General features: G+C 67.9%; 19 protein-coding genes and 1 riboswitch. Of the genes, 9 read left to right on the top strand and 10 right to left on the bottom strand.

Annotated features, from left to right (window positions below):
* Nucleotides 1–5 precede the first annotated feature (5 nt).
* Nucleotides 6–2252, bottom strand: coding sequence for an NADP-dependent isocitrate dehydrogenase (locus tag A5745_RS18355; protein ID WP_076117825.1), 2247 nt, complete (start codon nucleotides 2250–2252; stop codon nucleotides 6–8).
* A gap of 189 nt (nucleotides 2253–2441) precedes the next feature.
* Nucleotides 2442–2561: riboswitch (SAM riboswitch) on the top strand.
* A 37-nt stretch (nucleotides 2562–2598) separates the two neighbouring features.
* On the opposite strand from A5745_RS18355, the gene A5745_RS18350 reads away from it, so the two are divergent.
* The 5 genes from A5745_RS18350 to A5745_RS18330 all read left to right on the top strand — a co-directional run bounded on the left by A5745_RS18350 (nucleotide 2599) and on the right by A5745_RS18330 (nucleotide 7486).
* Complete coding sequence (locus A5745_RS18350; RefSeq protein WP_076117823.1) at nucleotides 2599–3972, top strand: bifunctional o-acetylhomoserine/o-acetylserine sulfhydrylase; 1374 nt, start codon at nucleotides 2599–2601, stop codon at nucleotides 3970–3972.
* A 14-nt stretch (nucleotides 3973–3986) separates the two neighbouring features.
* Nucleotides 3987–5147, top strand: coding sequence for a homoserine O-acetyltransferase (locus A5745_RS18345; RefSeq protein ID WP_076117821.1), 1161 nt, complete (start codon nucleotides 3987–3989; stop codon nucleotides 5145–5147).
* A 28-nt stretch (nucleotides 5148–5175) separates the two neighbouring features.
* On the top strand, nucleotides 5176–6315 hold the full coding sequence (locus A5745_RS18340) for a homoserine O-acetyltransferase (RefSeq protein WP_076117913.1): 1140 nt from the start codon (nucleotides 5176–5178) through the stop codon (nucleotides 6313–6315).
* Nucleotides 6316–6320: 5 nt separating this feature from the next.
* Entirely contained in the window at nucleotides 6321–7055 is a 735-nt protein-coding gene (locus A5745_RS18335; RefSeq protein WP_076059686.1) for a class I SAM-dependent methyltransferase, read from the top strand.
* A gap of 119 nt (nucleotides 7056–7174) precedes the next feature.
* Nucleotides 7175–7486, top strand: coding sequence for a DUF3761 domain-containing protein (locus tag A5745_RS18330; protein ID WP_076059620.1), 312 nt, complete (start codon nucleotides 7175–7177; stop codon nucleotides 7484–7486).
* A 4-nt stretch (nucleotides 7487–7490) separates the two neighbouring features.
* Here the strand turns inward: A5745_RS18330 and A5745_RS18325 are convergent, their stop codons facing one another.
* Both A5745_RS18325 and A5745_RS18320 read right to left on the bottom strand, forming a co-directional pair.
* On the bottom strand, nucleotides 7491–8867 hold the full coding sequence (locus A5745_RS18325) for an HNH endonuclease signature motif containing protein (protein ID WP_076117819.1): 1377 nt from the start codon (nucleotides 8865–8867) through the stop codon (nucleotides 7491–7493).
* Nucleotides 8868–8970: 103 nt separating this feature from the next.
* Nucleotides 8971–10407, bottom strand: a complete 1437-nt coding sequence (locus A5745_RS18320) for an FAD-binding oxidoreductase (RefSeq protein WP_076117911.1) — start codon at nucleotides 10405–10407, stop codon at nucleotides 8971–8973.
* Between the two features lie 261 nt (nucleotides 10408–10668).
* Here A5745_RS18320 and A5745_RS18315 point away from each other — a divergent pair, with 261 nt between their 5' ends.
* Nucleotides 10669–11166, top strand: a complete 498-nt coding sequence (locus A5745_RS18315; protein WP_170874442.1) for a DUF732 domain-containing protein — start codon at nucleotides 10669–10671, stop codon at nucleotides 11164–11166.
* Here the strand turns inward: A5745_RS18315 and A5745_RS18310 are convergent.
* Both A5745_RS18310 and A5745_RS18305 read right to left on the bottom strand, forming a co-directional pair.
* Entirely contained in the window at nucleotides 11163–11456 is a 294-nt protein-coding gene (locus A5745_RS18310; RefSeq protein WP_076117817.1) for a DUF3017 domain-containing protein, read from the bottom strand. The two genes, A5745_RS18315 and A5745_RS18310, sit on opposite strands and share 4 nt — an antisense overlap.
* Complete coding sequence (locus tag A5745_RS18305; protein WP_076117816.1) at nucleotides 11453–12298, bottom strand: bifunctional methylenetetrahydrofolate dehydrogenase/methenyltetrahydrofolate cyclohydrolase; 846 nt, start codon at nucleotides 12296–12298, stop codon at nucleotides 11453–11455. Before A5745_RS18305 ends, A5745_RS18310 begins: the two co-directional genes overlap by 4 nt.
* Before the next feature lie 39 nt (nucleotides 12299–12337).
* Between A5745_RS18305 and A5745_RS18300 the strand changes: the two genes are divergently transcribed.
* From A5745_RS18300 to A5745_RS18290, 3 genes are read left to right on the top strand one after another with little or no spacing between them, the layout of a single operon-like run.
* The gene (locus A5745_RS18300) at nucleotides 12338–13534 is read left to right on the top strand and encodes an NADH:flavin oxidoreductase (RefSeq protein WP_076117909.1); all 1197 of its coding nucleotides are present in this window, start codon (nucleotides 12338–12340) and stop codon (nucleotides 13532–13534) included.
* A 29-nt stretch (nucleotides 13535–13563) separates the two neighbouring features.
* The gene (locus A5745_RS18295) at nucleotides 13564–16206 is read left to right on the top strand and encodes an FHA domain-containing protein (RefSeq protein ID WP_076117907.1); all 2643 of its coding nucleotides are present in this window, start codon (nucleotides 13564–13566) and stop codon (nucleotides 16204–16206) included.
* Nucleotides 16207–16213: 7 nt separating this feature from the next.
* A complete protein-coding gene (locus A5745_RS18290; protein ID WP_076117813.1) occupies nucleotides 16214–18682 on the top strand; it encodes an ATP-binding cassette domain-containing protein in 2469 nt (822 codons plus the stop codon).
* A gap of 22 nt (nucleotides 18683–18704) precedes the next feature.
* Here the strand turns inward: A5745_RS18290 and A5745_RS18285 are convergent, their stop codons facing one another.
* The 5 genes from A5745_RS18285 to A5745_RS18265 are packed head-to-tail and all read right to left on the bottom strand — an operon-like array spanning nucleotide 18705 to nucleotide 23557.
* Nucleotides 18705–19265, bottom strand: a complete 561-nt coding sequence (locus tag A5745_RS18285) for a pentapeptide repeat-containing protein (protein WP_076059630.1) — start codon at nucleotides 19263–19265, stop codon at nucleotides 18705–18707.
* Nucleotides 19266–19270: 5 nt separating this feature from the next.
* Entirely contained in the window at nucleotides 19271–19870 is a 600-nt protein-coding gene (locus A5745_RS18280) for an ATP/GTP-binding protein (RefSeq protein WP_076117811.1), read from the bottom strand.
* Nucleotides 19851–20225: a DUF742 domain-containing protein gene (locus A5745_RS18275; protein ID WP_076059633.1), complete on the bottom strand. Its 375-nt coding sequence runs from the start codon at nucleotides 20223–20225 to the stop codon at nucleotides 19851–19853. Before A5745_RS18275 ends, A5745_RS18280 begins: the two co-directional genes overlap by 20 nt.
* A 6-nt stretch (nucleotides 20226–20231) precedes the next feature.
* Complete coding sequence (locus A5745_RS18270) at nucleotides 20232–20633, bottom strand: serine protease inhibitor (protein WP_076059635.1); 402 nt, start codon at nucleotides 20631–20633, stop codon at nucleotides 20232–20234.
* Nucleotides 20630–23557, bottom strand: coding sequence for a sensor histidine kinase (locus A5745_RS18265; protein ID WP_076117904.1), 2928 nt, complete (start codon nucleotides 23555–23557; stop codon nucleotides 20630–20632). Before A5745_RS18265 ends, A5745_RS18270 begins: the two co-directional genes overlap by 4 nt.
* Nucleotides 23558–23799 lie beyond the last annotated feature (242 nt).

Raw genomic sequence — 23799 nt, 5'->3', positions numbered from 1 at the left:
TGGATCTAGCCTTGGGAGGCTTGCGAAGCGGCTAGCGCTTCGTTGAACGTTTTGCTCGGCCGCATCACCGCAGTCGTCTTCTCGGTGTCCGGGCGATAGTAGCCGCCGATGTCGACTGCCTCGCCCTGCGCCTGCGCGAGCTCGGTCACGATGGCGTCCTCGTTGCGGCCCAACTCCTCGGCCAGCGCGGCGAAGTGCGTGCGCAACTCTTCGTCGTCGGATTGCGCGGCGAGTTGCTCGGCCCAGTACAGCGCCAGGTAGAACTGGCTGCCGCGGTTGTCGAGTTCGCCGGTCTTGCGCGACGGACTCTTGTTGTTGTCCAACAGCTTGCCGATCGCGGCGTCCAGCGTCTTGCCCAGAATCTTGGCGCGCTCGTTGCCGGTCTTGATACCGATGTCTTCGAAACACGCTCCCAGCGCGAGGAACTCACCGAGGGAATCCCAGCGCAGATGATTTTCCTCGACGAGTTGGTGAACGTGCTTGGGCGCCGAACCGCCCGCACCGGTCTCGTACATTCCGCCGCCGGACATCAGCGGCACGATGGACAGCATCTTCGCGCTGGTCCCGAGCTCCAGGATGGGGAACAGGTCGGTGAGGTAGTCGCGCAGGATGTTTCCGGTCGCGGCGATGGTGTCCTGCCCGCGCATCAGGCGCTCCAGCGTGTAGCGCATGGCCCACACCTGCGGCATGATCTGGATCTGCAGGCCCTCGGTGTCGTGCTCCTTCAGGTAGGCCTTGACCTTCTTGCGCAGCTCGACCTCGTGCGGCCGTTCGGTGTCCAGCCAGAACACCACCGTCATGCCCGAGTTTCGGGCCCGGGTGACGGCCAGCTTGACCCAGTCGCGGATCGCTTCGTCGGTGACGATGGGCATCCGCCAGATGTCGCCTTCTTCCACGTTCTGGGTGAGCAGGACCTCCCCGGTTTCGAGGTCGACGATGTTGGCGACGCCGTCCTCGGGGATCTCGAACGTCTTGTCGTGCGAGCCGTATTCCTCGGCCTGCTGCGCCATCAGGCCGACGTTGGGCACCGTGCCCATCGTCGTCGGGTCGAACTGCCCGTGGGTTTTACAGAAGTTGATGATCTCCTGGTAGATGCGAGCGAACGTCGACTCGGGGTTGACGGCCTTGGTGTCCTTCTGCCGCCCGTCGGCACCCCACATCTTGCCGCCGGCGCGGATCATCGCCGGCATCGACGCATCCACGATCACGTCGCTGGGCGAGTGGAAGTTGGTGATTCCCTTGGCCGAATCGACCATCGCCAGCTCGGGTCGGTGTTCGTGGCAGGCATGCACGTCGCGGATGATCTCCTCGTGCAGCGACGCGGGCAGCGACTCGATCTTGTCGTAGAGATCGACCAAGCCGTTGTTGACGTTGACGCCGAGTTCGTCGAACAGCGCCTGGTGCTTGGCGAATGCCTCCTTGTAGAAGACCTTCACGGCGTGGCCGAAGACGATGGGGTGGGAGACCTTCATCATGGTCGCCTTGACGTGCAGTGAGAACATCACGCCGGTCTCGTAGGCGTCCTGCATCTGTTCCTCGTAGAACTCGCAGAGCGCTTTTTTGCTCATGAACATGCTGTCGATGACGTCGCCGTCGCGCAGCTCTACCTTGGGTTTGAGCTCGAGGGTCTGCCCGCTTTTGGTTTCCAGCACCATCTTTACGTTGCGCGCGCGATCCAGCGTCATCGACTTCTCGCCGTGGTAGAAGTCGCCGTACCGCATGGTCGCGACGTGGGTGCGCGCCGCCGGCGAGAACTCCCCCATGCTGTGCGGGTGCTTGCGCGCGTACTCCTTGACCGCCTTGGGCGCGCGTCGGTCCGAGTTGCCTTCACGCAGCACCGGGTTGACCGCGCTGCCAAGGCATTTGGCGTATCGCTCGCGAATTGCCTTGTCCTCGTCGGTCTTCGGACTCTGCGGAAAGTCCGGGATCTTGTACCCCTTGCCTTGCAGCTCCTTGATCGCGGCGACCAATTGAGGCACCGAGGCGCTGATGTTGGGCAGCTTGATGATGTTGGTGTCGGGTCGCTTCGTCAGCGCGCCCAGTTCGGCCAGGTCGTCCGGCACCCGCTGCTCTTCGGTCAGGTAATCGGGGAACTCGGCAAGGATCCGGGCGGCCACGGAGATGTCACGCGCCTCGATCTTGATGCCCGCCGGCTCGGCGAAGGCTCGCAGGATCGGGAGGAACGCGTAGGTCGCCAGCAGCGGCGCCTCGTCGGTCAGCGTGTAGATGACGGTCGGCTGTTCGGCGCACACGGTTGGTCCATCTCCCGGCGTTGGGTCAGATTGGGGTCAGATACGGATAGGGCTCAGCGTTCTGCTTGCCACGTTATCAAGGGGATTTGGACAGGTGTCGACCCGCAGGCCAGCCCGCACACGCCGGCACGGTGGCCACCGCGGCGGCCTATTGGCGTCGGCTCCGCACAATAAGCTAGGCTTCGTATCGGTCATGAGCGCCAGCGACAAGCCCCGGCTTGCTGGCCGGCAACCCTCCAACCGCGGTGGGGTGCCCCGGGTGATGACCAGGTTGAGTAGCCACAACCGGCTATCCGGCAAGCGCGGGTCCGCCATGACGGGCCCCTGACTAGAGGGGAAGCTTTCCATGAGCGACGAAACCAGTCCCGAGGCCGATCCGACTGCCCATTGGTCGTTCGAAACGAAGCAGGTCCACGCCGGCCAGAGTCCCGACCCCGCGACCAGCGCCCGTGCCCTGCCGATTTACCAGACCACGTCCTACACCTTCAACGACACCAGCCACGCCGCCGCGCTGTTCGGGCTCGAGGTCCCGGGCAACATCTACACCCGCATCGGCAACCCCACCACCGACGTCGTCGAACAGCGGATCGCCGCGCTCGAGGGCGGCGTGGCCGCGCTCTTCCTGTCCTCGGGACAGGCCGCTGAGACGTTCGCCATATTGAACCTCGCGAGTGCCGGGGATCACATCGTCTCCAGCCCGCGCCTCTACGGCGGCACTTACAACTTGTTCCACTATTCGTTGCCGAAGCTCGGCATCGACGTCAGCTTCGTCGAGGATCCCGACGATCTGGATTCCTGGCAGGCGGCGGTGCGGCCGAACACCAAGGCGTTCTTCGGCGAAACCATCTCCAACCCGCAGATCGACATCCTGGACACCCCGGGGGTTTCCGGGGTCGCCCACGCCAACGGCGTACCCCTGATCGTCGACAACACCATCGCCACACCGTATTTGATTCAGCCTCTAACACAGGGCGCCGACATCGTCGTGCACTCGGCCACCAAATATCTGGGCGGGCACGGCGCGGCCATCGCCGGCGTCGTCGTCGACGGCGGCACGTTCGACTGGACGCAGGGCCGCTTTCCCGGGTTCACCACACCCGATCCGAGTTACCACGGCGTGGTGTACGCCGAGCTGGGACCGCCGGCCTTTGCCGTGAAGGCGCGCGTGCAACTGCTGCGCGACTACGGGTCGGCGGCGGCGCCGTTCAACGCGTTCCTGGTGGCGCTGGGTCTGGAGACGCTGAGTCTGCGCGTGGAGCGCCACGTCGCCAATGCGCAACGCGTCGCCGAGTTCCTGGCCGCGCGTGACGACGTGTTGTCGGTCAACTACGCGGGGCTGCCCAGCTCGCCGTGGCATGAGCGCGCAAAGAAGCTGGCGCCCAAGGGAACCGGTGCCGTTCTCGCGTTCGAGCTGGCGGGCGGTGTCGAGGCCGGCAAAGCGTTCGTCAACGCGCTGCAACTGCACAGTCACGTCGCCAACATCGGCGACGTGCGCTCCCTGGTGATTCATCCCGCGTCGACCACGCACGCCCAGCTGAGCCCCGCCGAGCAGCTGAGCACCGGCGTCAGCCCGGGGCTGGTGCGGCTGGCCGTCGGCATCGAGGGGATCGACGACATCCTCGCCGACCTGGAGCTCGGCTTCGCCGCGGCGCGGAAATTCGGTGCGCCGGCCGCGGGGTCCGCTCAGGCCGGCGACCCGCAGACGGTGGCGGCGTTCTGAGGAACAACTCCGACGTGACGATTTTCGAAATTCCGACCCAAACGCTGCCCGCCGAAGGCGAAATCGGCGTGGTCGACATCGGCTCGCTGACCCTCGAGAGCGGTGCGGTGATCGACGACGTCTACATCGCCATACAGCGCTGGGGTGAATTGTCGCCCACGCGTGACAACGTGGTGGTGGTACTGCACGCGCTCACCGGCGATTCGCACATCACCGGGCCAGCCGGACCCGGGCATCCCACGGCGGGATGGTGGGACGGGGTGGCCGGGCCGGGCGCCCCGATCGACACCAACCGCTGGTGCGCGGTGGCCACCAATGTGCTGGGCGGCTGCAGCGGCTCTACGGGGCCGAGTTCCCTTGCCAGGGACGGAAAGCCGTGGGGCTCGAGATTTCCACACATATCCGTACGCGATCAGGTGGAAGCGGACGTCGCGGCGCTGGCGGCGCTGGGTATCGAGCGGGTTGCCGCCGTCGTCGGCGGATCCATGGGCGGCGCAAGGGCTTTGGAATGGATTGTCGGCCACCCCGACGACGTTGGCGCCGGGCTACTGCTGGCCGTCGGCGCACGCGCCACCGCCAACCAGATCGGAACCCAGAGCACTCAGATCGCCGCCATCAAGACCGACCCGAACTGGCAGGACGGCGATTATTACGACAGCGGGCGAACACCGGATGCCGGGCTGGCGATTGCCCGTCGCTTCGCGCACCTGACCTACCGCGGCGAGGTCGAGCTCGACACCCGGTTCGCCAACGACGGCCAGGGCGATGAGGACCCCCTGAACGGCGGCCGCTACGCGGTGCAGAGCTACCTGGAATACCAGGGCGACAAGCTGGTGGACCGGTTCGACGCCGGCAGCTACGTGGTCCTGACCGAGGCGCTGAACAGCCACGACGTCGGCCGCGGCCGCGGCGGGGTGCGAAAAGCGCTGCGCGGGTGCCCGGTGCCGGTGGTGGTCGGCGGCATCACCAGCGACCGGCTGTACCCGCTGCGGTTGCAGGAGGAACTGGCCGAACTGCTGCCCGGCTGCACCGGCCTGCAGGTGGTCGACTCTCCCTACGGGCACGACGGCTTCCTACTGGAATTTGAGGCGGTCAGCGACATGATCCGCAAGACCCTCGAAGTGGCCCAGCGCGAATTGGCCCAGAACGAATTGGCCCAGAACGAAAGCGCGTGACGGCGGCGTTGTGATGAACTCTGAGATGATGACGTCCGACATTCCACGCCAGACTCCCGCCCAGACGCTGCCCCCCGAAGGCGAAATCGGCCTGGTCGACATCGGCTCGCTGACGCTCGAAAGCGGTGCGGTGATCGACGATGTCCGGATAGCCGTCCAGCGCTGGGGCGAATTGTCGCCAACGCGGGACAACGTGGTGGTGGTGATGCATGCGCTCACCGGCGATTCGCACATCACCGGACCCGCCGGACCCGAGCATCCCACGGCCGGATGGTGGGACGGGGTGGCCGGGCCGGGCGCCCCGATCGACACCAACCGCTGGTGCGCGGTGGCCACCAATGTGCTGGGCGGTTGCCGTGGCTCCACCGGGCCCAGCTCGATTGCCCCCGACGGAAAGCCGTGGGGCTCCAGGTTTCCGCGCATTTCCGTGCGGGATCAGGTCGAGGCGGATGTCGCCGCGCTGGCCGCACTGGGTATCAAGCAGATTGCCGCCGTTATCGGCGGATCGATGGGCGGCCTAAGGGCTTTGGAGTGGATGGTGAGCCGCCCGGACCAAGTCCGGGCCGGACTGCTGTTGGCGATGAGCGCCCGCAGCACCGCTGACCTGATCGGTCATCTCGAGACCCAGATTTCGGTCGTCAAGGGCGACCCCGCCTGGCAGGGCGGCGACTACTACGGCACGGGCCGCAAACCCGATTTCGGGATGTCCATCGCCCGTCGCTTCGCGCACCTGACCTACCGCGGCGAGGCCGAGCTGGACACCCGGTTCGCCAACGACAGCCAGGGCGATGAGGACCCGTTGACCGGCGGCCGCTACGCGATACAGAGCTACCTGGAGCACCAGGGCGACAAGCTGGTGAACCGCTTTGACGCCGGCACCTACGTGGCGCTGAGCGCGTCGTGCAGCAGCCACGACGTCGGCCGCGGCCGCGGCGGGGTGCGAAAAGCGCTGCGCGGGTGCCCGGTACCGGTCGTGGTCGGCGGCATCACCAGTGACCGGCTGTACCCGCTGCGGTTGCAGGAGGAATTGGCCGAGCTGCTGCCGGGCTGCACCGGCCTGCATGTGCTCGAGTCCCCCTACGGGCACGATGGCTTCCTGATCGAAGCGGATGCGGTCAACGACTTGATCCGCAAGACCCTGGAATTGGCCGGGAACGAAGGCGCGTGACAAAGGTGACCCGCCCCAGGCACGACCGCTCGCTGTCGTTTGGCTCCGCGGCTGCCGCCTATGAGCGTGGCCGTCCGTCGTATCCGCCCGAGGCGATCGACTGGTTGTTGCCGCGCGGCGCGCGCCAAGTGCTCGACCTCGGTGCGGGTACCGGCAAGCTGACCACGCGCCTGGTGGAGCGCGGCTTGGACGTGGTGGCCGTGGATCCCATTCCGGACATGCTGGAGGTGCTGCGCAGTTCGCTACCGGAGACTCGCGCGGTGCTGGGCACCGCCGAAGAGATTCCGTTGGAGGACAACAGCGTTGACGCGGTCCTGGTCGCCCAGGCGTGGCACTGGGTGGATCCCGAGCGCGCTGTTCCCGAGGTGGCCCGGGTGCTACGGCCCGGCGGCCGGTTGGGTCTGGTGTGGAACACCCGCGACGAAAGGCTCGGCTGGGTACGCGAATTGGGCGAGATCATCGGCAGCGATGGCGACAGGGGTCGATTCGACGTCGGGTTGCCCGCGCCATTCGCCGAGTCGCAGCGCCATCAAGTCGAATGGACGAATTACCTTACCCCGCAAGCGCTGATCGACCTGGTGGCTTCGCGTAGTTACTGCATCACCTCCCCGACCGAGGTCCGCACCAGGACGCTCGACCAGGTGCGCGAGTTGCTGGCCACCCACCCGGCGCTGGCGAACTCCACCGGCCTGGCGATGCCCTACGTCACCGTGTGCATCCGCGCAACGCTGGCCGAGTAGGTCGGGCCAGCGCGCCGAACTTTGTTGCTCGAATTCATGTGACGGAGTCACAGAAACGTTAGGCTCTCCCGCAGGCTTCGGGTGCCTGACAATCAACGCAGTTTTGTGCGGGGTTTGATATGCGCGTTCAGATTAGGGTGCTCGTCGTCGCGTCAGCGATTGGAGCGTCAGCCTTAGGCATTGCTTCAACCGTGGTCCCCAGCAGTCCGACGGCGGTCTTGGCCAGTTGTAGCAGCGGTTATTACCAAAACTCGGACGGTCAATGTATCCCCCGGCCATCGTCGGGTCTGCCCCCCGGCGGGGCCCCCGGCCTCGTAGGTACACCTCCCGGAGCCACCGCGATCTGCCGCGACGGCGACTATTCATTCAGCACCCACCACACGGGCACATGCTCGGGCCACGGCGGCGTACGCCAATGGCTGACAAGCTGAGCAGTTACCACTCGTCATCGTCCTCGTCGTAGCGCAGCAGTTTCTCGGGGTGATGGAAGGTGTTGGTTCGCGGTTGGCCGCGATCCAAGTGCGTGGGCGGGATCCATTCGGTGTCGCCGTTGGCGCGTTTTCGCGTCGTCCAGCCGCCGGGTCGCAGCAGTCGGTGGTGGGGACCGCAACCGAGGGTGAGGTCATTGACGTCGGTGGTGCGGCACTTCGCGTAATCGGTGACGTGGTGGACTTCGCTGTAGTACCCGGGCACGTCGCAGCCGGGCGCCGAGCAGCCGCGGTCCTTGGCGTACAACACAATCCGCTGGGCGGGGTTTGCGAGCCGTTTCGTGTGATAGAGCGCCAGGGCCTTGCCCTTGTCGAAAATCGCGAGGTAGTGCCGGGCATGGCGCGCCAGGCGGATCACGTCGCTCATGGGCAAGATGGTGCCGCCACCGGTGAGGCCCTTCCCGGCGGCGGCTTCCAGTCCGGCCAGGGTGGTGGTGACGACAATGGAGGCCGGTAACCCGTTGTGCTGACCGAGTTTTCCCGACGCCAACAGCGCGCGCAGGGCGGCATTCAGCCCATCGTGGTTGCGCTGGCCGACTAAGCGGGCGTCTTTGTCGATGGCCTCTTGCGGGGGCGGCCCATCCACCGTTGGGGCTTCATCGAGAGGATTGCACATCCCGGGTGCGGCGAGCTTGGCCAGCACCGCCTCCAGGGTGGCGCGGGCCTCCGGTGTCAGCCAGCCGCGCAGCTGCGACATTCCATCCGAGCCCTGGGTGCCCAGGGTCAGGCCGCGGCGCCGGGCTCGTTCCTCGTCGGTGTAGGTTCCGTCGGGGTTCAGGCAGTCGGCCAGCGTGTCGGCGAGCCCGGCCAGTTGTTCCGGACGAAACTGGCTGCCCTGCTTGGCCAATTGGGCTTCGGCCTGGTCGCGCGTGGAATCATCTATCCAGCCGGGCAGCTGGTGATAGAAGCGGCGGATCACCGCGACTTGCCCGGGGCCCAACGTCCCATCGCGCTGCCCGGCGGCGGCGCCCGGCAGCACAGGAGGGAGGGGTTCTCCCGTCAATGCTTGTCGGGGTCCCAGATCGGCGGCTTCGCGGATGCGCCGGGACGCCTCGGCGCGGCTGATCAGCGTCCACTCGGCCATCGCATGCGAGAGCTTGCCGCCCATCTCCTCCGGAGTGGCCTGGCGGCCAAGCTGATTGATCAGCGGATGCTCCACCGCCGGCAACCGGCGACGCACCCGTTCGCAGCGCTCCAAGAAACGGAAGCGTTCGGGCGTGGTCAGCGGATCGAAGTCCAGCGCGGCGACCACGTCGAGTGCGGCGTCCAACGCATCAAAAGCAGCCGTCATCGCCTCTCGGTCGACCACCCCGCCGGAATTCATAATGCGAAACTATCCAAGCGCACCGACAAGAATCGTTAGTTTGTGACTACTGAAACCAAAGTGGCGCAAGAAATTTGAACGACGGTGGACCGACCGGAAGGCGTCAGAAGTTCAATCCGGAGAACATGATCCGGTTCGGGTCATACTTCTGCCGGACGGTCGTCAGCCGCGACAGGTTCGGTCCGAAATAGCGGGCCGCGGTGGTGTCGGCCTCGAGGTAATTGACGTAGCCGCCGGCCGAAAACTGTTGCACCGCTTGGTGCGCGGAAGTCAGCCACTGCTTGGCTGCGGAAACCTGACTCGCGGCCGGCTCCACGTACCATTGCAGCACCGCGGACTGCTGACGCCAGGGAAATGCGGTGTCTCCGGCGGCCACATCGCCCACCGCGCCGCCCAACGGGTCGACGAGCACCGACGCCTGTCCCGCCGAGGCGGGCCACTGCCCGATCGCGGTGGCAATGGCATGGGCCGCAGCCGAATCCACCGGACCGGTGACGTCGGATCCGGCGACGAACCCGCGCGGCGGAGGCGCCGAACTGCCGCCGGCCAGGAACATCACCAGATCCATGTGGCTCAACGTCTTGGTCTGCACCGCGGTGGGCGCCTCGCCGACCGCCGATTTGATGGCGTCGGCCACCCCGGATCCCGCGCCGGCCGGACAGATCGCCAGGATATGGCACCTTGGAGTCGCGCCGATGGCGAGATCGACGATTCCGCCGGTGTTTCGGTCCGCGCCGGTCAGCCACGACTGCCAGCCGACGAGCACCTGAACGGCTGACGCCGGCGGGAAGTCGAGCCGGACCACGTCGCAGTCGGCGGTGGCGAAGGTCCCGAACGTCATCGACGTGGTCACGCCGAAATTGCCCCCGCCACCGCCGCATAGGGCCCAAAACAAATCCGGATGGTCACTACCCGAGGCGGTGACGACATCGCCGCTCGGCAGCACCACGGTGGCGGACTTCAGCGCGTCACATGTCAGGCCCGCGTGCCGGGAATCGGCCCCGATCCCGCCGCCGAGCGCCAGCCCCGCGACGCCGACCGTCGGACAGCTCCCGGTGGGGATCGCGCGGCCCGCCGCGGCGCACGCCTGGTGGACCGCAAAGAGATTCGTCGCCGGCGTCACCGTGACGTTGCCGCTACCGCCATCGAAGTTCGCTCCCCCCGGTAGCCCGCGCAGGTCGAGCACCATCGCGTCGGTGGCGCTGGACGCGCCGACATACGAATGCCCTCCCCCACGCGGCGCGACCTTCAGGTTGTGCGCCGCGGCGAACGACAACGCCTTCTGCACGTCGGCTTGCGACGAAACCCTCACCACCGCAGCGGGATTGGAGTTGTCGTAGAACGAATTGAAGACTTGCTTGCCCGTCGCGAACTGAGTTCCGTTGGCGGGCAACAGAATAGTACCGCCTATCGACGAGGCCAGACCGTCCCACCCGGGATCCGGGTCGGCCGCCGCACGCGTGCCGCCGAACACCGTCCCGCTCACCAACGCTCCGGCGGCGCCGCGGAGCAACGCCTGACGGGAGATAACACGGGAGATCACGGGGTCAGACGGACGGCTGCGATTCGTCGTCATGCCAGATTCTGGACCATTTCGCCCCGAAAGTCCGGTGTCGACGCGCGTGTCGGCGCGTGTCGACCTATAGCCGCCCCAATAACCGATGTCTCGCGCACGTCGCGTTCACGAAACGCATAGTGTGCAAACCTTTATCTCCCCGTGTTGTAAATGTGACAGTAGTAGACCAAAGTTTCCAGAGTGATTTGAGTGCCATGAGCGCACTCGGGACGGATGGGGAAGCTGTTGAAGGCTCTGGCACGAACTCAGGACTGGCTGTGGTTGTTTCGCCGTCAGCCCCTGACGATCCGCCTGCTGGCGGCGACGGCCGCCCTGCTCACCATGGCCGCGGCCTTTTCGGCGCCCGCCGAGGCCGACCCGGGGACCGACGATGCCTTCATCGACGCGCTGAACCACGCCGGCGTCGACTTCGGCCAACCCGGCAACGCGATGGCTGTCGGCGAATCCATCTGCCCGATGCTCGCCCAGCCGGGCGGGAGCATGGCCGCGGCCGTGCAGCGCGTGCGGGGCGCCGGCCTGTCGCCGGGAATGGCCCAGATGTTCACCACGATCGCGATACAGACGTACTGCCCGACCGAAATGGCAAACATAGCCAACGGCAACCTATCTGGTGTGCCGCAGGTCCCGGGCATGCCGGGGGGGATGCCGGGCATGCCGGGAGGGATGCCGGGTGTGCCTGGGGGCATGCCCGGCATCCCAGGCAACTACACGCCGGGGATCTAACGCGTCCCCAGCGGATCGATGGTCGACGCGATGTAGATCATCGCGGCCCCAACCATCGCGGTCGTCATGAAGTCGGTGCCCTTGCTGCGCACCACCAGCAGGCCGGCACGGTCTTCGGACAAGACCAGCCGCAGCGCCGCGGCTACCCCGACGCCGATGCCGATCAGCAGGGAACCGCGGCGCCAGAAGTTGGCCCCGACCAAGACAAACGCCGCGGCGAAAATCAGCCCGACCGACAGAATCGGCCACTGGGCCCGCACGAGCGCCCGCAGGACGGTCCTGGCGGTCATCGCCGCTCGGCCAGCTCGACGACGTTGGTCAGCAGGAACGCCCGGGTCAGCGGGCCGATGCCACCGGGATTCGGTGACACGTGACCGGCGACGTCCCACACGTCCGGATGCACGTCGCCCACGAGCTTGCCGTCCACCCGGCTGACGCCGACGTCGAGCACCGCGGCGCCGGGCCGCACCATGTCGGCGGTCAGCAGGTGCGGCACTCCCACGGCGGCCACGATGATGTCCGCCTGCTTGGTCAACGCGGGCAAGTCGCGAGTTCCGGTGTGGCACAACGTCACCGTGGCGTTTTCGGAGCGGCGGGTTAGCAGCAGGCCCAGCGGGCGGCCCACCGTGACACCCCGGCCGATGACGACCACATGCGCCCCGGCGATCTCGACGTCGTAGCGCCGCAACAAATGCACGATGCCGCGAGGGGTGCACGGCAGCGGCGCAGACTTGTTCAGCACCAACCGGCCCAGGTTCGTCGGGTGCAGCCCGTCGGCGTCCTTGTCGGGGTCGACGCGCTCCAGCGCCGCGTTCTCGTCGAGATGCTTGGGCAGCGGCAATTGCACGATGTAACCGGTGCAATCGGGATTGCCGTTCAACTCGTCGATCGTCTCGTCGAGCACGGCCGCGCTGATGTCGGCGGGCAGGTCGCGGCGGATCGAGTTGATGCCCACCTTGGCGCAATCGGCGTGCTTACCGCGGACGTAGGCCTGCGAGCCCGGGTCGTCCCCGACCAGGATGGTGCCCAGCCCGGGCGTGCGACCCGCGGCGGTCAACTCGGCGACGCGCTTCTTCAGGTCGACAAAGATCTCGTCACAGGTGGCCTTGCCGTCCAGCGTGATTGCGCCCACGCCTGACAGTGTTCCATGGCCAAGGTTTACGCTGCCCACATGCCCGAGACCCCAGACGTGTTCTCGCCGGCCAAGCTGGGCCCCGTCACGCTGCGCAACCGGATCATCAAGGCCGCGACGTTCGAGGCGCGCACACCCGGCGCGCTGGTGAGCGACGACTTGATCGAATACCACCGGCTGCCGGCCGCCGGCGGGGTGGGCATGACCACCGTCGCCTACTGCGCGGTCTCGCCCGGCGGCCGCACCGAGGGCAACGGACTCTGGATGCGCCCCGAGGCGGTGCCGGGACTGCGGCGGCTGACGGACGCGATCCACGCCGAGGGCGCGGCGGTGAGCGCGCAGATCGGCCACGCCGGCCCGGTGGCCAACGCCCGGTCCAACAAGGCCACCGCCCTGGCACCGGTGCGATTCTTCAACCCGATCGGGATGCGGTTCGCGAAGAAGGCAACCCGCGAGGACATCGACGACGTCATCGAAGGACACGCCAACGCCGCGCGGCTGGCCATCGAGGCGGGCTTCGACGCGGTCGAAATCCATTTGGGCCACAACTATTTGGCGAGCTCGTTCCTGTCCCCTTTGATCAACCGCCGCGACGACGAGTTCGGCGGATCGCTGGAGAACCGGGCCAAGCTGGCCCGCGGCATGGTGATGGCCGTCCGGCGCGCGGTGGAGAAAGAGGGGACGCCGATCGCGGTGACCGCCAAGCTCAACATGGCCGACGGCGTGCGCGGCGGCATCAGCACCGAGGAATCGCTGACCACCGCCAAATGGCTGCAGGACGATGGCGGGCTGGACGCGATCGAACTCACCGCCGGCAGCTCGCTGGTCAACCCGATGTATCTGTTTCACGGCGACGCACCGGTCAAGGAGTTCGCCGGCGCTTTCAAGCCGCCGCTGCGCTGGGGCATCCGCATGACGGGCAAGAAATTCCTTCGCGAGTACCCCTACCGCGAGGCCTATCTCTTGCGACACGCCAAGCTGTTCCGCGCCGAGCTGACGATGCCGCTGATCCTGCTCGGCGGCATCACCAACCGGGAAACGATGGACCTCGCGATGGCGGAGGGATTCCAATTCGTCGCGATGGCCCGGGCCCTGCTGGCCGAGCCGGACCTGGTCAATCGGATCGCGGCCGACGGCGGCGTGCATTCGGCGTGCACGCACTGCAATCGCTGCATGCCCACGGTCTACAGCCGGACGCACTGCGTGGTTACCGGGGCGCCTGACATTGCAGGCTGACGACAGTTGCACCGGCTAGAGTTGTGGCGATGACCGCAGCACCCCCGCCAGCGCTAACCGTTCGACACGACGGGTCCGAACGGACTTTCGCGGCGGGCCATGACGTGGTGGTCGGGCGCGATCTCCGCGCCGACATGCGCATCACACACCCGCTGATTTCGCGTGCCCATCTACTACTGCGCTTCGACCAGGGCAGGTGGCTGGCGATCGACAACGGTTCGCTCAACGGGACTTTCGTCAACGGCCGCCGCGTGCCAGTGGTCGACATCCACGACGGCCAGACCGTCAACATCGGCAACCCAGACGGGCCGCAGCTGACCTTCGAAATCGGCCACTACCAAGGGATGGCGGGTCGCCCGCCCCGCACCGAGTCGATGGGCATCCCCGTGGCGGCGCACGCGGCGGGAACGGCGTGGCCGCCCTCGCCGGCCCCGGGTCAGCCGGGCCCTCCGCCAGCGCCGCCCGGCCCGCCGGGGCGCCCACCGAACCGCGCCGCGCCCCCATTGCGTCGACCGCATCCGGGCCCACCGCCGGGGCCACCACCGGCGCGGCCGGCCGCGTTTCCGCCCGGCGCGCCGCCACCGCCACCCAACTTCTCACCACCGCCGCTTGCGGGATCCGCGGCGTCGGCGCCGGCCGCGCCGCACACCGAGATATCGCGCACCGCCCCCAAGCAACCGGAGGTGGGCAACCTCGCGACGAAGATGTTCCAGGCGCTGATGCCGTCGCGGTCCGGGGCGATACAGAAGCCGGTCGGCTCGCTCACGATCGGCCGTGCCACCGACAACGACGTCGTCATCCAGGACGTGCTGGCGTCACGCCATCACGCGTTTCTGACTCAGACGCCGCTGGGCACCGAGATCCGCGACGCGCACAGCGTCAACGGGACCTTCGTCAACGGTGTGCGGGTCGGGTCCGCGGTGCTCACCGAGGGCGACGTGGTCACCATCGGCAATGTCGACCTGGTGTTCACCCGCGACACCCTGGTCCGGCGCACCGAAGCGGCGACGCGCACCGGCGGCCTCGAGGTGAACTCGGTCTGCTTCACCGTCGACCACGGCAAGCAACTTCTGGACCACATCTCGCTGACCGCCCGGCCCGGGACGCTGACCGCCATCATCGGTGGTTCCGGCGCCGGCAAGACGACCCTGTCGCGGCTGATCGTCGGCTACACCACCCCGACGTCGGGCTCGGTGACCTTCGAGGGTCACAACATCCATACCGAATATGCGTCCATGCGCAGCAGGATCGGGATGGTCCCGCAGGACGACGTGGTGCACCGCCAGCTGACCGTCAACCAGGCGCTCGGCTACGCCGCCGAGCTGCGCCTGCCGCCCGACACCAGCAAAGAGGAACGCGCCCAGGTCGTCGCTCAGGTGCTCGAGGAACTCGAGCTGACCAAACACGCAGACACCCGGGTCGACAAGCTCTCCGGCGGCCAGCGCAAACGCGCCTCGGTGGCGCTGGAGCTACTGACCCAACCATCGCTGCTGCTCCTGGACGAGCCGACGTCCGGTCTGGACCCGGCGCTGGACCGTCAGGTCATGCTGATGCTGCGTCAGCTCGCCGACGCCGGCCGCGTGGTGTTGGTGGTCACCCACTCCGTGTCCTATCTCGACGTCTGCGATCAGATCCTGCTCGTCGCGCCCGGCGGTAAGACCGCGTTCTGCGGGCCGCCCGACCAGGTCGAGGCCGCCATGGGGACCCGCAACTGGGCCGACATCTTCGCCAAGGTGGGCGCCGATCCCGACGAGGCCAACCGCCGCTTCAAGGAACGCAACCAGCCGTCGTCGCAGGCGCCGGCTCCCGAGAGCCCGGCGGATCTGGGCGAACCACCCCAAACCGACCTGTGGCGGCAGCTATCGACCATCGCGCGCCGTCAGGTTCGCCTCGTCGTGTCCGACCGCGGTTACACGATCTTCCTGGCGATCCTGCCCTTCCTCATCGGCGCGTTGTCGCTGACCGTGAAAGGTCCAAAACCCGGCCTCGGCCCCGCCGACCCGCTCGGTCTCGCGCCCACTCAGCCGCAGTACATCATGGTGCTGTTGAACATCGGCGCCGTCTTCATGGGCACCGCGCTGACCATCCGCGACCTCATCGGCGAGCGCGCGATCTTCCGCCGGGAGCAGGCCGTCGGCCTGTCCACCACGGCGTATCTGCTGGCCAAGATCGTGGTGTTCTGCGTCTTCGCGACCGCGCAGGCAGCGATCGCAACGTTCATCGTGCGGCTGGGCAAGGGCGCGCCGACCGCAGACCCGCCTTTCTTTGGCAACTCGACGTTCTCGCTATTCGTCACCGTCGCGGGCACCTGTGTTGCTTCCGCGATGCTCGGCCTGCTGCTGTCGTCGCTGGCGCAGTCCAACGAGCAGATCATGCCGCTGCTCGTGGTGTCGATCATGTCGCAGCTGGTGTTGTCCGGCGGGATGATCCCGGTCTACCAACGCGTCGGTCTCGAGCAGCTCGCATGGCTGACACCCGCCCGCTGGGGCTACGCCGGGGGTGCGTCCTCGATCGACTTTCCGTCACTGGTGAAGGTCAAACAGATCCCGACCAACGACCCGGTCTGGCAGCACTCCAAACACATTCTGCTGTTCGACATGGCGATGCTCGCGCTGTTGAGCGTCCTCTACAGCGCCATCGTGTGGTGGAAGATCCGGCTCAAGCGGCACTGATCACCCGATGAATCGCCCTGCGCAGCCCGTGCTGACCGTTCGGTCCAACCGATCCCAGGGCAGCTTCGCCCCGGGCGGTGACGTGGTGGTCGGCAGCGACCTGCGCGCCGACCTGCGAGTGGCCCATCCGCTGGTCGCCCGCGCGCACGTGCTGTTGCGCTTCGACCAGGGCCGCTGGTTGGCGGTCGACAACAACTCGCTCAACGGTGTGTTCGTCAACGGCCAGCGCGTGCCCACCGTCGACATCCAGGACGGGCAGAGCATCAACATCGGCAAGCCCGACGGGCCGCGGATCACCTTCGAGGTCGGACATCACCGGGGCAGCGTCGGCTCGCTACCGGGGACGACGCAGGTGATCCCGACGATCGCACCATCCCCCGTGCCCCGCCAATCACCGGCCCAGGCGCCGGTCGCGCGCCGCTATCAGCCCGGCTCGCCGCAGCCGGTTCCGATCGTCGCGCCCAAAGCACAAACCCACCAGGTGCCGCCGGCAGCGGCCGGGCCCGGGCCCGACGCCCCGACCAGAACGATCAAACCCCTGGGGCCCGAATCGGATGCGGCACCCGTCGCCGGCGCCGCCCGGATCGGCCGCGCGATCGACAACGACATCGTCATCCACGACGTGCTGGCGTCGCGCTATCACGCGTTCCTGGCCCCGACGCCGATCGGCACCGAGATCCGCGACGCCAACAGCATCAACGGGACGTTCGTCAACGGGCTCCGGGTCGGGTCGGCGCTGCTGTCCGAGGGCGACGTGGTCACCATCGGCAACGTCGACCTGGTCTTCACCGGCGGCGTTCTGCTGCGCCGCCAGGAGGCGGCGACGCGCACCGGCGGTCTCGAGGTCCGCCATGTCGACTTCAGCGTCGACGGCAAGAACCTGCTCGAGAAGATCTCGATGACGGCCAGGCCCGGCACCCTGACCGCCATCATCGGCGGATCAGGCGCCGGCAAGAGCACGCTGTCACGGCTGATCGCCGGGTACGCCACCCCCACGGCCGGCACCGTCACGTTCGAGGGCCACAACATCCACACCGCCTACGCGACGCTGCGCACCAGGATCGGGATGGTGCCCCAGGACGACGTCGTGCACCGCCAGCTGACCGTCAACCAGGCGCTCGGCTACGCCGCCGAGCTGCGCCTGCCGCCGGACACCAGCAAGACCGACCGCGAAGAGGTCGTCGCGCAGGTCCTCGACGAGCTGGGGCTGACGCAGCACGCGGACACCCGGGTCGACAAGCTCTCCGGCGGCCAGCGCAAGCGCGCGTCTGTCGCGCTCGAGCTGCTCACCGGGCCGTCGCTGCTGATCCTCGACGAACCGACCTCGGGCCTTGACCCCGCGCTGGACCTGCAAGTCATGACGATGCTGCGGCAACTGGCCGACGCCGGCCGCGTGGTGTTGGTGGTCACCCACTCGTTGACGTATCTGGACATCTGCGATCAGGTGCTGCTGATGGCTCCCGGCGGCAAGACCGCGTTCCTGGGCGCGCCCGACCAGATCGGCGAGGTCATGGGGACCACCAACTGGGCCCACATTTTCGCGAAGGTCGGCGCCGACCCGGACGAGGCCAATCGCCGGTTCCTGGCCCAGAACAAACCCCCGCCGCCGCCGGAGGCCGAAGCGCCCGCGGCCGAACTCGGCGACGCGGCGCACACCAGCGTGCGTCGTCAGTTCTCGACGATCGCGCGGCGCCAGATTCGCCTGATCGTGTCCGACCGCGCGTATTTCGTGTTCCTGGCGTTGTTGCCGTTCGTCATGGGTGCGCTGTCGCTGACCGTTCCCGGCGACACCGGTTTCGGCATCGCCGACCCGACGAGCGCCTCCGCCGGCGAGGCCGCGACGATCTTGATGCTGCTGACCATGGCCGCCGCCTTCATGGGTACGGCGCTGACGCTGCGCGACCTCATCGGCGAGCGCGCGATCTTCCGGCGCGAGCAGGCGGTGGGACTGTCGACCGGGGCCTATCTGGGCGCCAAGGTCGTCGTCTTCTGCGTGTTCGCCATCGTCCAGGCGGTGATCGCAACCACCATCGTGGTCGTGGGCAAGGGCACGCCGACGCGGCCGGCCGTGCTGCTCGGCAATGCCACCTTCGAGCTCTACGTCACGATCGCGGCGACCTGCGTGGCCTCGGCGATGCTCGGCCTGCTGCTGTCGTCGCTGGCACGCTCGAATGAGCAGATCATGCCGCTGCTGGTGGTGTCGTTGATGATGCAGATGGTGCTCTCCGGCGGGATGGTTCCGATCACCAACCGCATCTTTCTGGATCAGCTGTCCTGGGTGGTGCCCTCGCGGTGGGGGTATGCGGCCTCGGGCTCGACGGTGGATTTGTGGACGGTGGCGCCCGGCCCGCAGAGTCCCCGCGACCGCCACTTCCAGCACACGTCCGGCACCTGGCTCTTCGACATGGCCATGCTCGCGGCGTTGTCGGTGTTCTATACCGGCGTCGTGTGGTGGCGCATGCGGCTCAAGCGATAGCGGCTCAAGCGGGTACGACGGCTCAGGCGTCCGGGCCCGCGTCCAAGCGCAGCCCATGGGCGGCCGCGAAGGCGACGGCCTGGCCGACGTCGACGCGCGCCCCGGCCAGCGTTGCGGTTCTCCACAACGACGGGTCGACGGTCGCGCCGCGCAGGTCGGCGTCGTCGAGCCGGGTGCCGGCGGTCCGCGCCCCGGACAGGTCGGTGCCACGCAGCACGGCCTTGCGCAGGTCGGTTTCCACCAGGCTGGCCTCGCGGAGCCGGCAGCCGCTCAGGTCGACACCGCGCAGGTCGTTGCCGCCCAGCACCGCGAGCGTGAAGTCCACCTCGTCGAAGGTCGTGGGCCGCAGCCGGCATTGCACAAAGACCGAACCGAGCATGCTGCACTGCGCAAACGTGCTGTGCCACAACAGCGTTCGCTCGAATGTGCAGTTGCGAAACGCCGATCCCCGGTGCTGCGATTCGGCCAGGTTGGCGCCGCTGAAATTGCATTCGGTGAACACGGCCCGTTCGGTGCACAACCGGCTGAGGTCCTCGTCGCGAAAATCCCTGCCGGAAAACTCGCAATCGACCCAGGGCTGCAAAGCGGTCAGCTCGCGGCCAGCGTTTCCAGTGCGTACTCGCTGACCGCGATCAGCGCGTCGGTCGCCGATCTGCGATCCCGTGCGTCGACGGAGATCACCGGGATGTGGCGGGGCAGGGTCAGCGCTTCGCGCACCTCGTCGATGGGATAGCGCGGCGCGCCTTCGAATTCGTTGACCGCGATCAAGAACGGCAGGTTGCGGTGCTCGAAGAAGTCGACCGCGGCGAAGCTGTCCTGCAGCCGCCGGCAGTCGACCAGGACGATTGCCCCGATGGCGCCGCGGACCAGGTCGTCCCACATGAACCAGAACCGGCGCTGGCCCGGGGTGCCGAACAGGTAGAGCACCAGGTCCTCTTCCAGGGTGATCCGGCCGAAGTCCATCGCGACCGTGGTGGTCCGCTTGTCGGGGGTCGCCTCGAGCATGTCGACGCCGGCGGAGGCGTCGGTGACCATCTCCTCGGTGCGCAGCGGCATGATCTCCGAAACCGCCCCGACGAACGTGGTCTTGCCGGCACCGAAGCCGCCCGCGATGACGATTTTCGTCGAGGCGGTGGCTCCGTCATCGGAGTGCGCATCGGGGTGCGGGTCAGAGTGCGCGTAGGGCACGCAGCGTCCTTCCTATGAGATCGTGGCGCTCATCGCGGGTCGAACGCTCGGTCAACGTTCGATGCACCCGAACGTATTCGGAGAGCACCAGATCGCCGATCAAGACGCGCGTGACACCGACCGGCAAATCGAGCCGGGCCGAGATTTCCGCGACGGACGGGCTTTTGACGCACAGTTGGATGATCTTGCCTCTCGCGTCGTTGGGCGGCCATCGGTGCGCCAGTCCGGCCTGCAACGCTTGAATCGGCGCTTCCAGCGGAAGGTCGACTTTGGTTCCGGTCCGTCCGGACGTCAGGGTGTACGGACGGACGAGGCTCGCCTCACGTGAGGGCGGCCAGGACTCGCGCTTGTCCATCGCGGCTCACGAGTGTGCAGCGGACCGGCGGGAGGACTGCACGACGCCGCCCACCCGTTCGACAAGGATGGCCATCTCGTAACCGATCTGACCGATGTCACATGACGTCACCGCCAACGTGGCCAGGTGTGAGCCGTCGCCGACGCGCATCAGCAAGAGATAGCCGTTCTGCATCTCGACCACGGATTGCAGCACCTGGCCGCCCTCGAACAGCTGCGCGGCCCCGGTCGCGAGGCTCGCGAGCCCGGAGGCAACCGCGGCCAACTGGTCAGCCCGCTCGCGGGGTAGATGCTCGCTGGCGGCGATGGGCAGCCCGTCGACGGACACCAGCAGCGCGTGCGCCACCCCGGGGACCTCGCGGGCGAAGTTCGTCACCAGCCAGTCCAGTGAGTTATCCGGTGACGTCATTCCTGATCGGGTCCTTGATTCGATTCACGGGCATGCGAGCGTCCGGTGCGCACGCCGCCGAAATGGCTGCTGAAGGAGGCGCGAACCGCGTCGGGGTCGCGCACCGCGGCCGCGTGCTGCGGCCGCCGCTCGGACCGGCTGGAACCGGATCCGCCATTCGATCCTACGAGGGAGCCTTCATCGTCCTGGTCGGGGCCGTCCTCGTCGGCCTGGTCGTGCGCGGACAGGCCGACACCGTTGGCCGCGCCGGGCACCAGCCGGGCGCCGGGGGTGCGCACCGGCAGGCCGTGCTCGGCGGTGTGCGACTCGACGGGTTTGTCCTCGGCCTCGGCGGCCAGCGACCAGCCACGGTCCCACACCGACTGCCAATCCAGGTCGGCGCTGTTGACCAGGTCGTGCGGGTCGCCCAACATCTCCGAGAGCATCCGCCGGTAGATCACGTCGTCCTCGCTCGGGGTCTCCGCGGCATCCGGCGCCTCCGGCGCCTCGGGGATCGACGGGATCGACTGGACGGACCGGATCGGGGTGACCGACGCGTCGGCTTCCGCAGTGACCGGCATGTCGGCATCCGCGTCGGCGGATTCGGCGGCCGGCGTCTCCGCGGGCAAATCCCGCGACCGGGCGGCGAAGAATGCCGAGGTGTCCGAGACCGCCGCGGCCGGGGTTTCGGTCTCCGCGGGCGGCGCCGGTTTCGGCTCCGGCTGCTTCTGCGTCTCCCACCAGGGGGTGGCCAGTTCGCGCCGGTGCCGGCGCGGCTTCTCGGGGGGTTGGGCGGGAACTTCGGTGATGCCGCTGGACCCCGGGTCACGGCGCGGCAGCAGGGTGATCGGCGGAACCGGCGATTGGGAAGCCGGTGGGGCAGCCGTGTGAGCGCCGTTGTGGGCGGACGTCGTGGCCACGTCGGCGTCTCGCAGGGCGGCCTCGCCGCCGGGGTCGGTCGTCGCCATGGCGTTGGCGAGTTGGGTGCTCGGCGAGGACACGCCTCGGGCCCGTGCTCGCGCCGCCGCCGCCCGTGAGGCGGCACCCACGAGCACCGTCGCCGGGAGGTAGATCTCGGCCGTCGTACCGGTCGCCGCCTCGTTGGGGCCCGGACCGCGCAGCCCGACCCGGATTCCGTGCCGGGCGGCGATCCGGCCGACCACGAAAAGCCCCATGTGGCGGGCGTTGTCGGGGGTGACCTCGCCGCCGGCCTGCAGCCGCATGTTGGCGATGCGCCGATCCGCGTCGTTCATGCCCAAGCCGGCGTCGGCGATCCGCACCAGCACCCCGCCGTCGCCGCCGGGCGCCCCGGAGATCCGCACGGACGTCGTCGGCGGCGAGTAGCGCAGGGCGTTGTCGATCAGCTCGGCGAACAGATGGATGGCACCGCCCGCGGCGGCACCGATCAGCGTTGACTCGGGTACCCGGGCGATTTCGACGCGGCGATAGTCTTCGACCTCGGAAACGGCGGCGTTGATGACCGTCGCGAGCGGCACCGGCTCGCGCTGGTCGCGCGCCAGCTGCGCACCCGCCAGCACCAGCAGGTTGGCGCTGTTGCGGCGCAGCCGGGCCGCAAGGTGGTCCAGCCGGAAGAGGCTGTCGAGGCGGTCGGGATCCTCCTCGTTACGTTCCAGCCGGTCGATGAGCTGCAGCTGCTGATCGACCAGCGACCGGCTGCGCCGCGACATGGTCTCGAACATGTCGTTGACCAGCAGCCGCAGCCGCGCCTCGTCGCCGGCGAGCAGCAGGGCCTGGGTGTGCAGTTCGTCGACGGCGTGGGCGACCTGGCCGATTTCCTCGGTGGTGTACACCGGCAACGGCTGCGGGATCGGCTCGGCGCCACCGCCCTTGACCAGCGCGACCTCTTCCTCGAGGTCGGTGTGCGCGACTTTGAGTGCCGCGTCGCGCAGCACCCGAAGCGGCACGACGAGCGCGCGCGCCACCAGCAAGACGATGGCCAGAGCGACCACAATGGCGGCCAGCACCAGGATGCTGTCGAGGATCGCGGCGCGGCGCCGGTCATCGGCCTGGGCGTGCACCGCCTTGGTCACTGACGCGGTGGCGTCCTTGATGACCTGTTCGGCGATCCCGTCGGTGGTCCGTATCGAGCGCAGCAGCTCGGGATTGTCGACCAGCGGGCTGGCCGGGTCGGACATCATCGCCATCCGGGTCACCATTTGCTGCTGCAGCGTCTTGGCTTCCGGCGAGCCCGCGCCCAGTACTTCGCTCATCCCGAACAGCGTCGACGGCTCGGTACCGGCCAGGGTGATCATCGAGGTGCGCAGCTGCGGCTCGGGCAGGTCCGCGCCCCGGGTCACCAGGATTTCCTGCATGGTCATCTGCCCGCGGGCCCCGACCGCGCGGCTCAAACCCTGCGCCTCGGCGCGGATCTTCTCGTCGTCGACCCGGACCGAGGCGTTGATGACGTCCTCGGCCGTCAACAGCAGCGGCGCATAGGTGGTCACCCGCTCCCGCAAACCGATGCTGTTGTCGGCCACCTTGCCCAACAGCGCCTGCCCGCCGTTGAGCAGGTTGGTCACCGCCGACCGGACGTCGGGGGTCACGTCGGTGTCGGCCAGCCGCGCCGCCAGCTCGCCCTTACGGGCCTCGAAGTTCTTCTTCGCGCCTTCCTGGTCGCGGTTGGCGGAGCTCGCCATCAGCGCCACGTCGAGCGCGGACATGTACTTGGTGATCGCCGGTAGGACGTCGGCGCGGGCCGCGGCCAGCCGCAGGCCACTGGAGTTGGCCATGGCGGCGTTGACGCGCAACGCAGCGAAAAGCGACGCCAAAACCAGCGGGACCAGCACGATCGCCAGGACCTTCCACCGCACCGGCCAGTTGGTCAGCGACCAGGCCGGCGGACGCTTGACCGGCGCCGCGGCGGCGGGGGCATCGGCGAACTCGGGGGGAACCGCCTCGACCGAGTCGGCCGGGCGGGCGAACATGGTCACGTGATCGCGGCCGCACGAAGGGCCGCTGCGCTGACATTCAGCGCTGAACAAAAGAGCCTCATGAAACTTCCTGCTTTATTCGCACCCACCCCGCGCAGAAAGGCGCGAGCGGAAAACGCCTGGCAATCCGACGAGTATGACAGCCCAAGCCTCAGGTCACCAGAATTGTTACTGAGCAGACAGAGCCCTTTAAGGTTTCTGCCTACACCGGCAAGCAAATCTGGCAAACACGGCGG

It is taken from the genome of Mycobacterium sp. IS-2888 (assembly GCF_001954215.1).
Lineage (GTDB): Bacteria > Actinomycetota > Actinomycetes > Mycobacteriales > Mycobacteriaceae > Mycobacterium.
This window is presented reverse-complemented; position numbering and strand designations above follow the sequence as displayed.

Bases quoted from the DNA above. Each gene is read 5' to 3' on its own strand.
- A5745_RS18325 (WP_076117819.1), bottom strand. From the start codon at position 8,867: ATGAATTCCGGCGGGGTGGTCGACCGAGAGGCGATGACGGCTGCTTTT.
- A5745_RS18270 (WP_076059635.1), bottom strand. From the start codon at position 20,633: ATGACGTCACCGGATAACTCACTGGACTGGCTGGTGACGAACTTCGCC.
- A5745_RS18275 (WP_076059633.1), bottom strand. From the start codon at position 20,225: ATGGACAAGCGCGAGTCCTGGCCGCCCTCACGTGAGGCGAGCCTCGTC.
- A5745_RS18300 (WP_076117909.1), top strand. From the start codon at position 12,338: ATGCCCGAGACCCCAGACGTGTTCTCGCCGGCCAAGCTGGGCCCCGTC.
- A5745_RS18290 (WP_076117813.1), top strand. From the start codon at position 16,214: ATGAATCGCCCTGCGCAGCCCGTGCTGACCGTTCGGTCCAACCGATCC.
- A5745_RS18340 (WP_076117913.1), top strand. From the start codon at position 5,176: ATGACGTCCGACATTCCACGCCAGACTCCCGCCCAGACGCTGCCCCCC.
- A5745_RS18330 (WP_076059620.1), top strand. From the start codon at position 7,175: ATGCGCGTTCAGATTAGGGTGCTCGTCGTCGCGTCAGCGATTGGAGCG.
- A5745_RS18295 (WP_076117907.1), top strand. From the start codon at position 13,564: ATGACCGCAGCACCCCCGCCAGCGCTAACCGTTCGACACGACGGGTCC.
- A5745_RS18310 (WP_076117817.1), bottom strand. From the start codon at position 11,456: ATGACCGCCAGGACCGTCCTGCGGGCGCTCGTGCGGGCCCAGTGGCCG.
- A5745_RS18350 (WP_076117823.1), top strand. From the start codon at position 2,599: ATGAGCGACGAAACCAGTCCCGAGGCCGATCCGACTGCCCATTGGTCG.
- A5745_RS18265 (WP_076117904.1), bottom strand. From the start codon at position 23,557: ATGTTCGCCCGCCCGGCCGACTCGGTCGAGGCGGTTCCCCCCGAGTTC.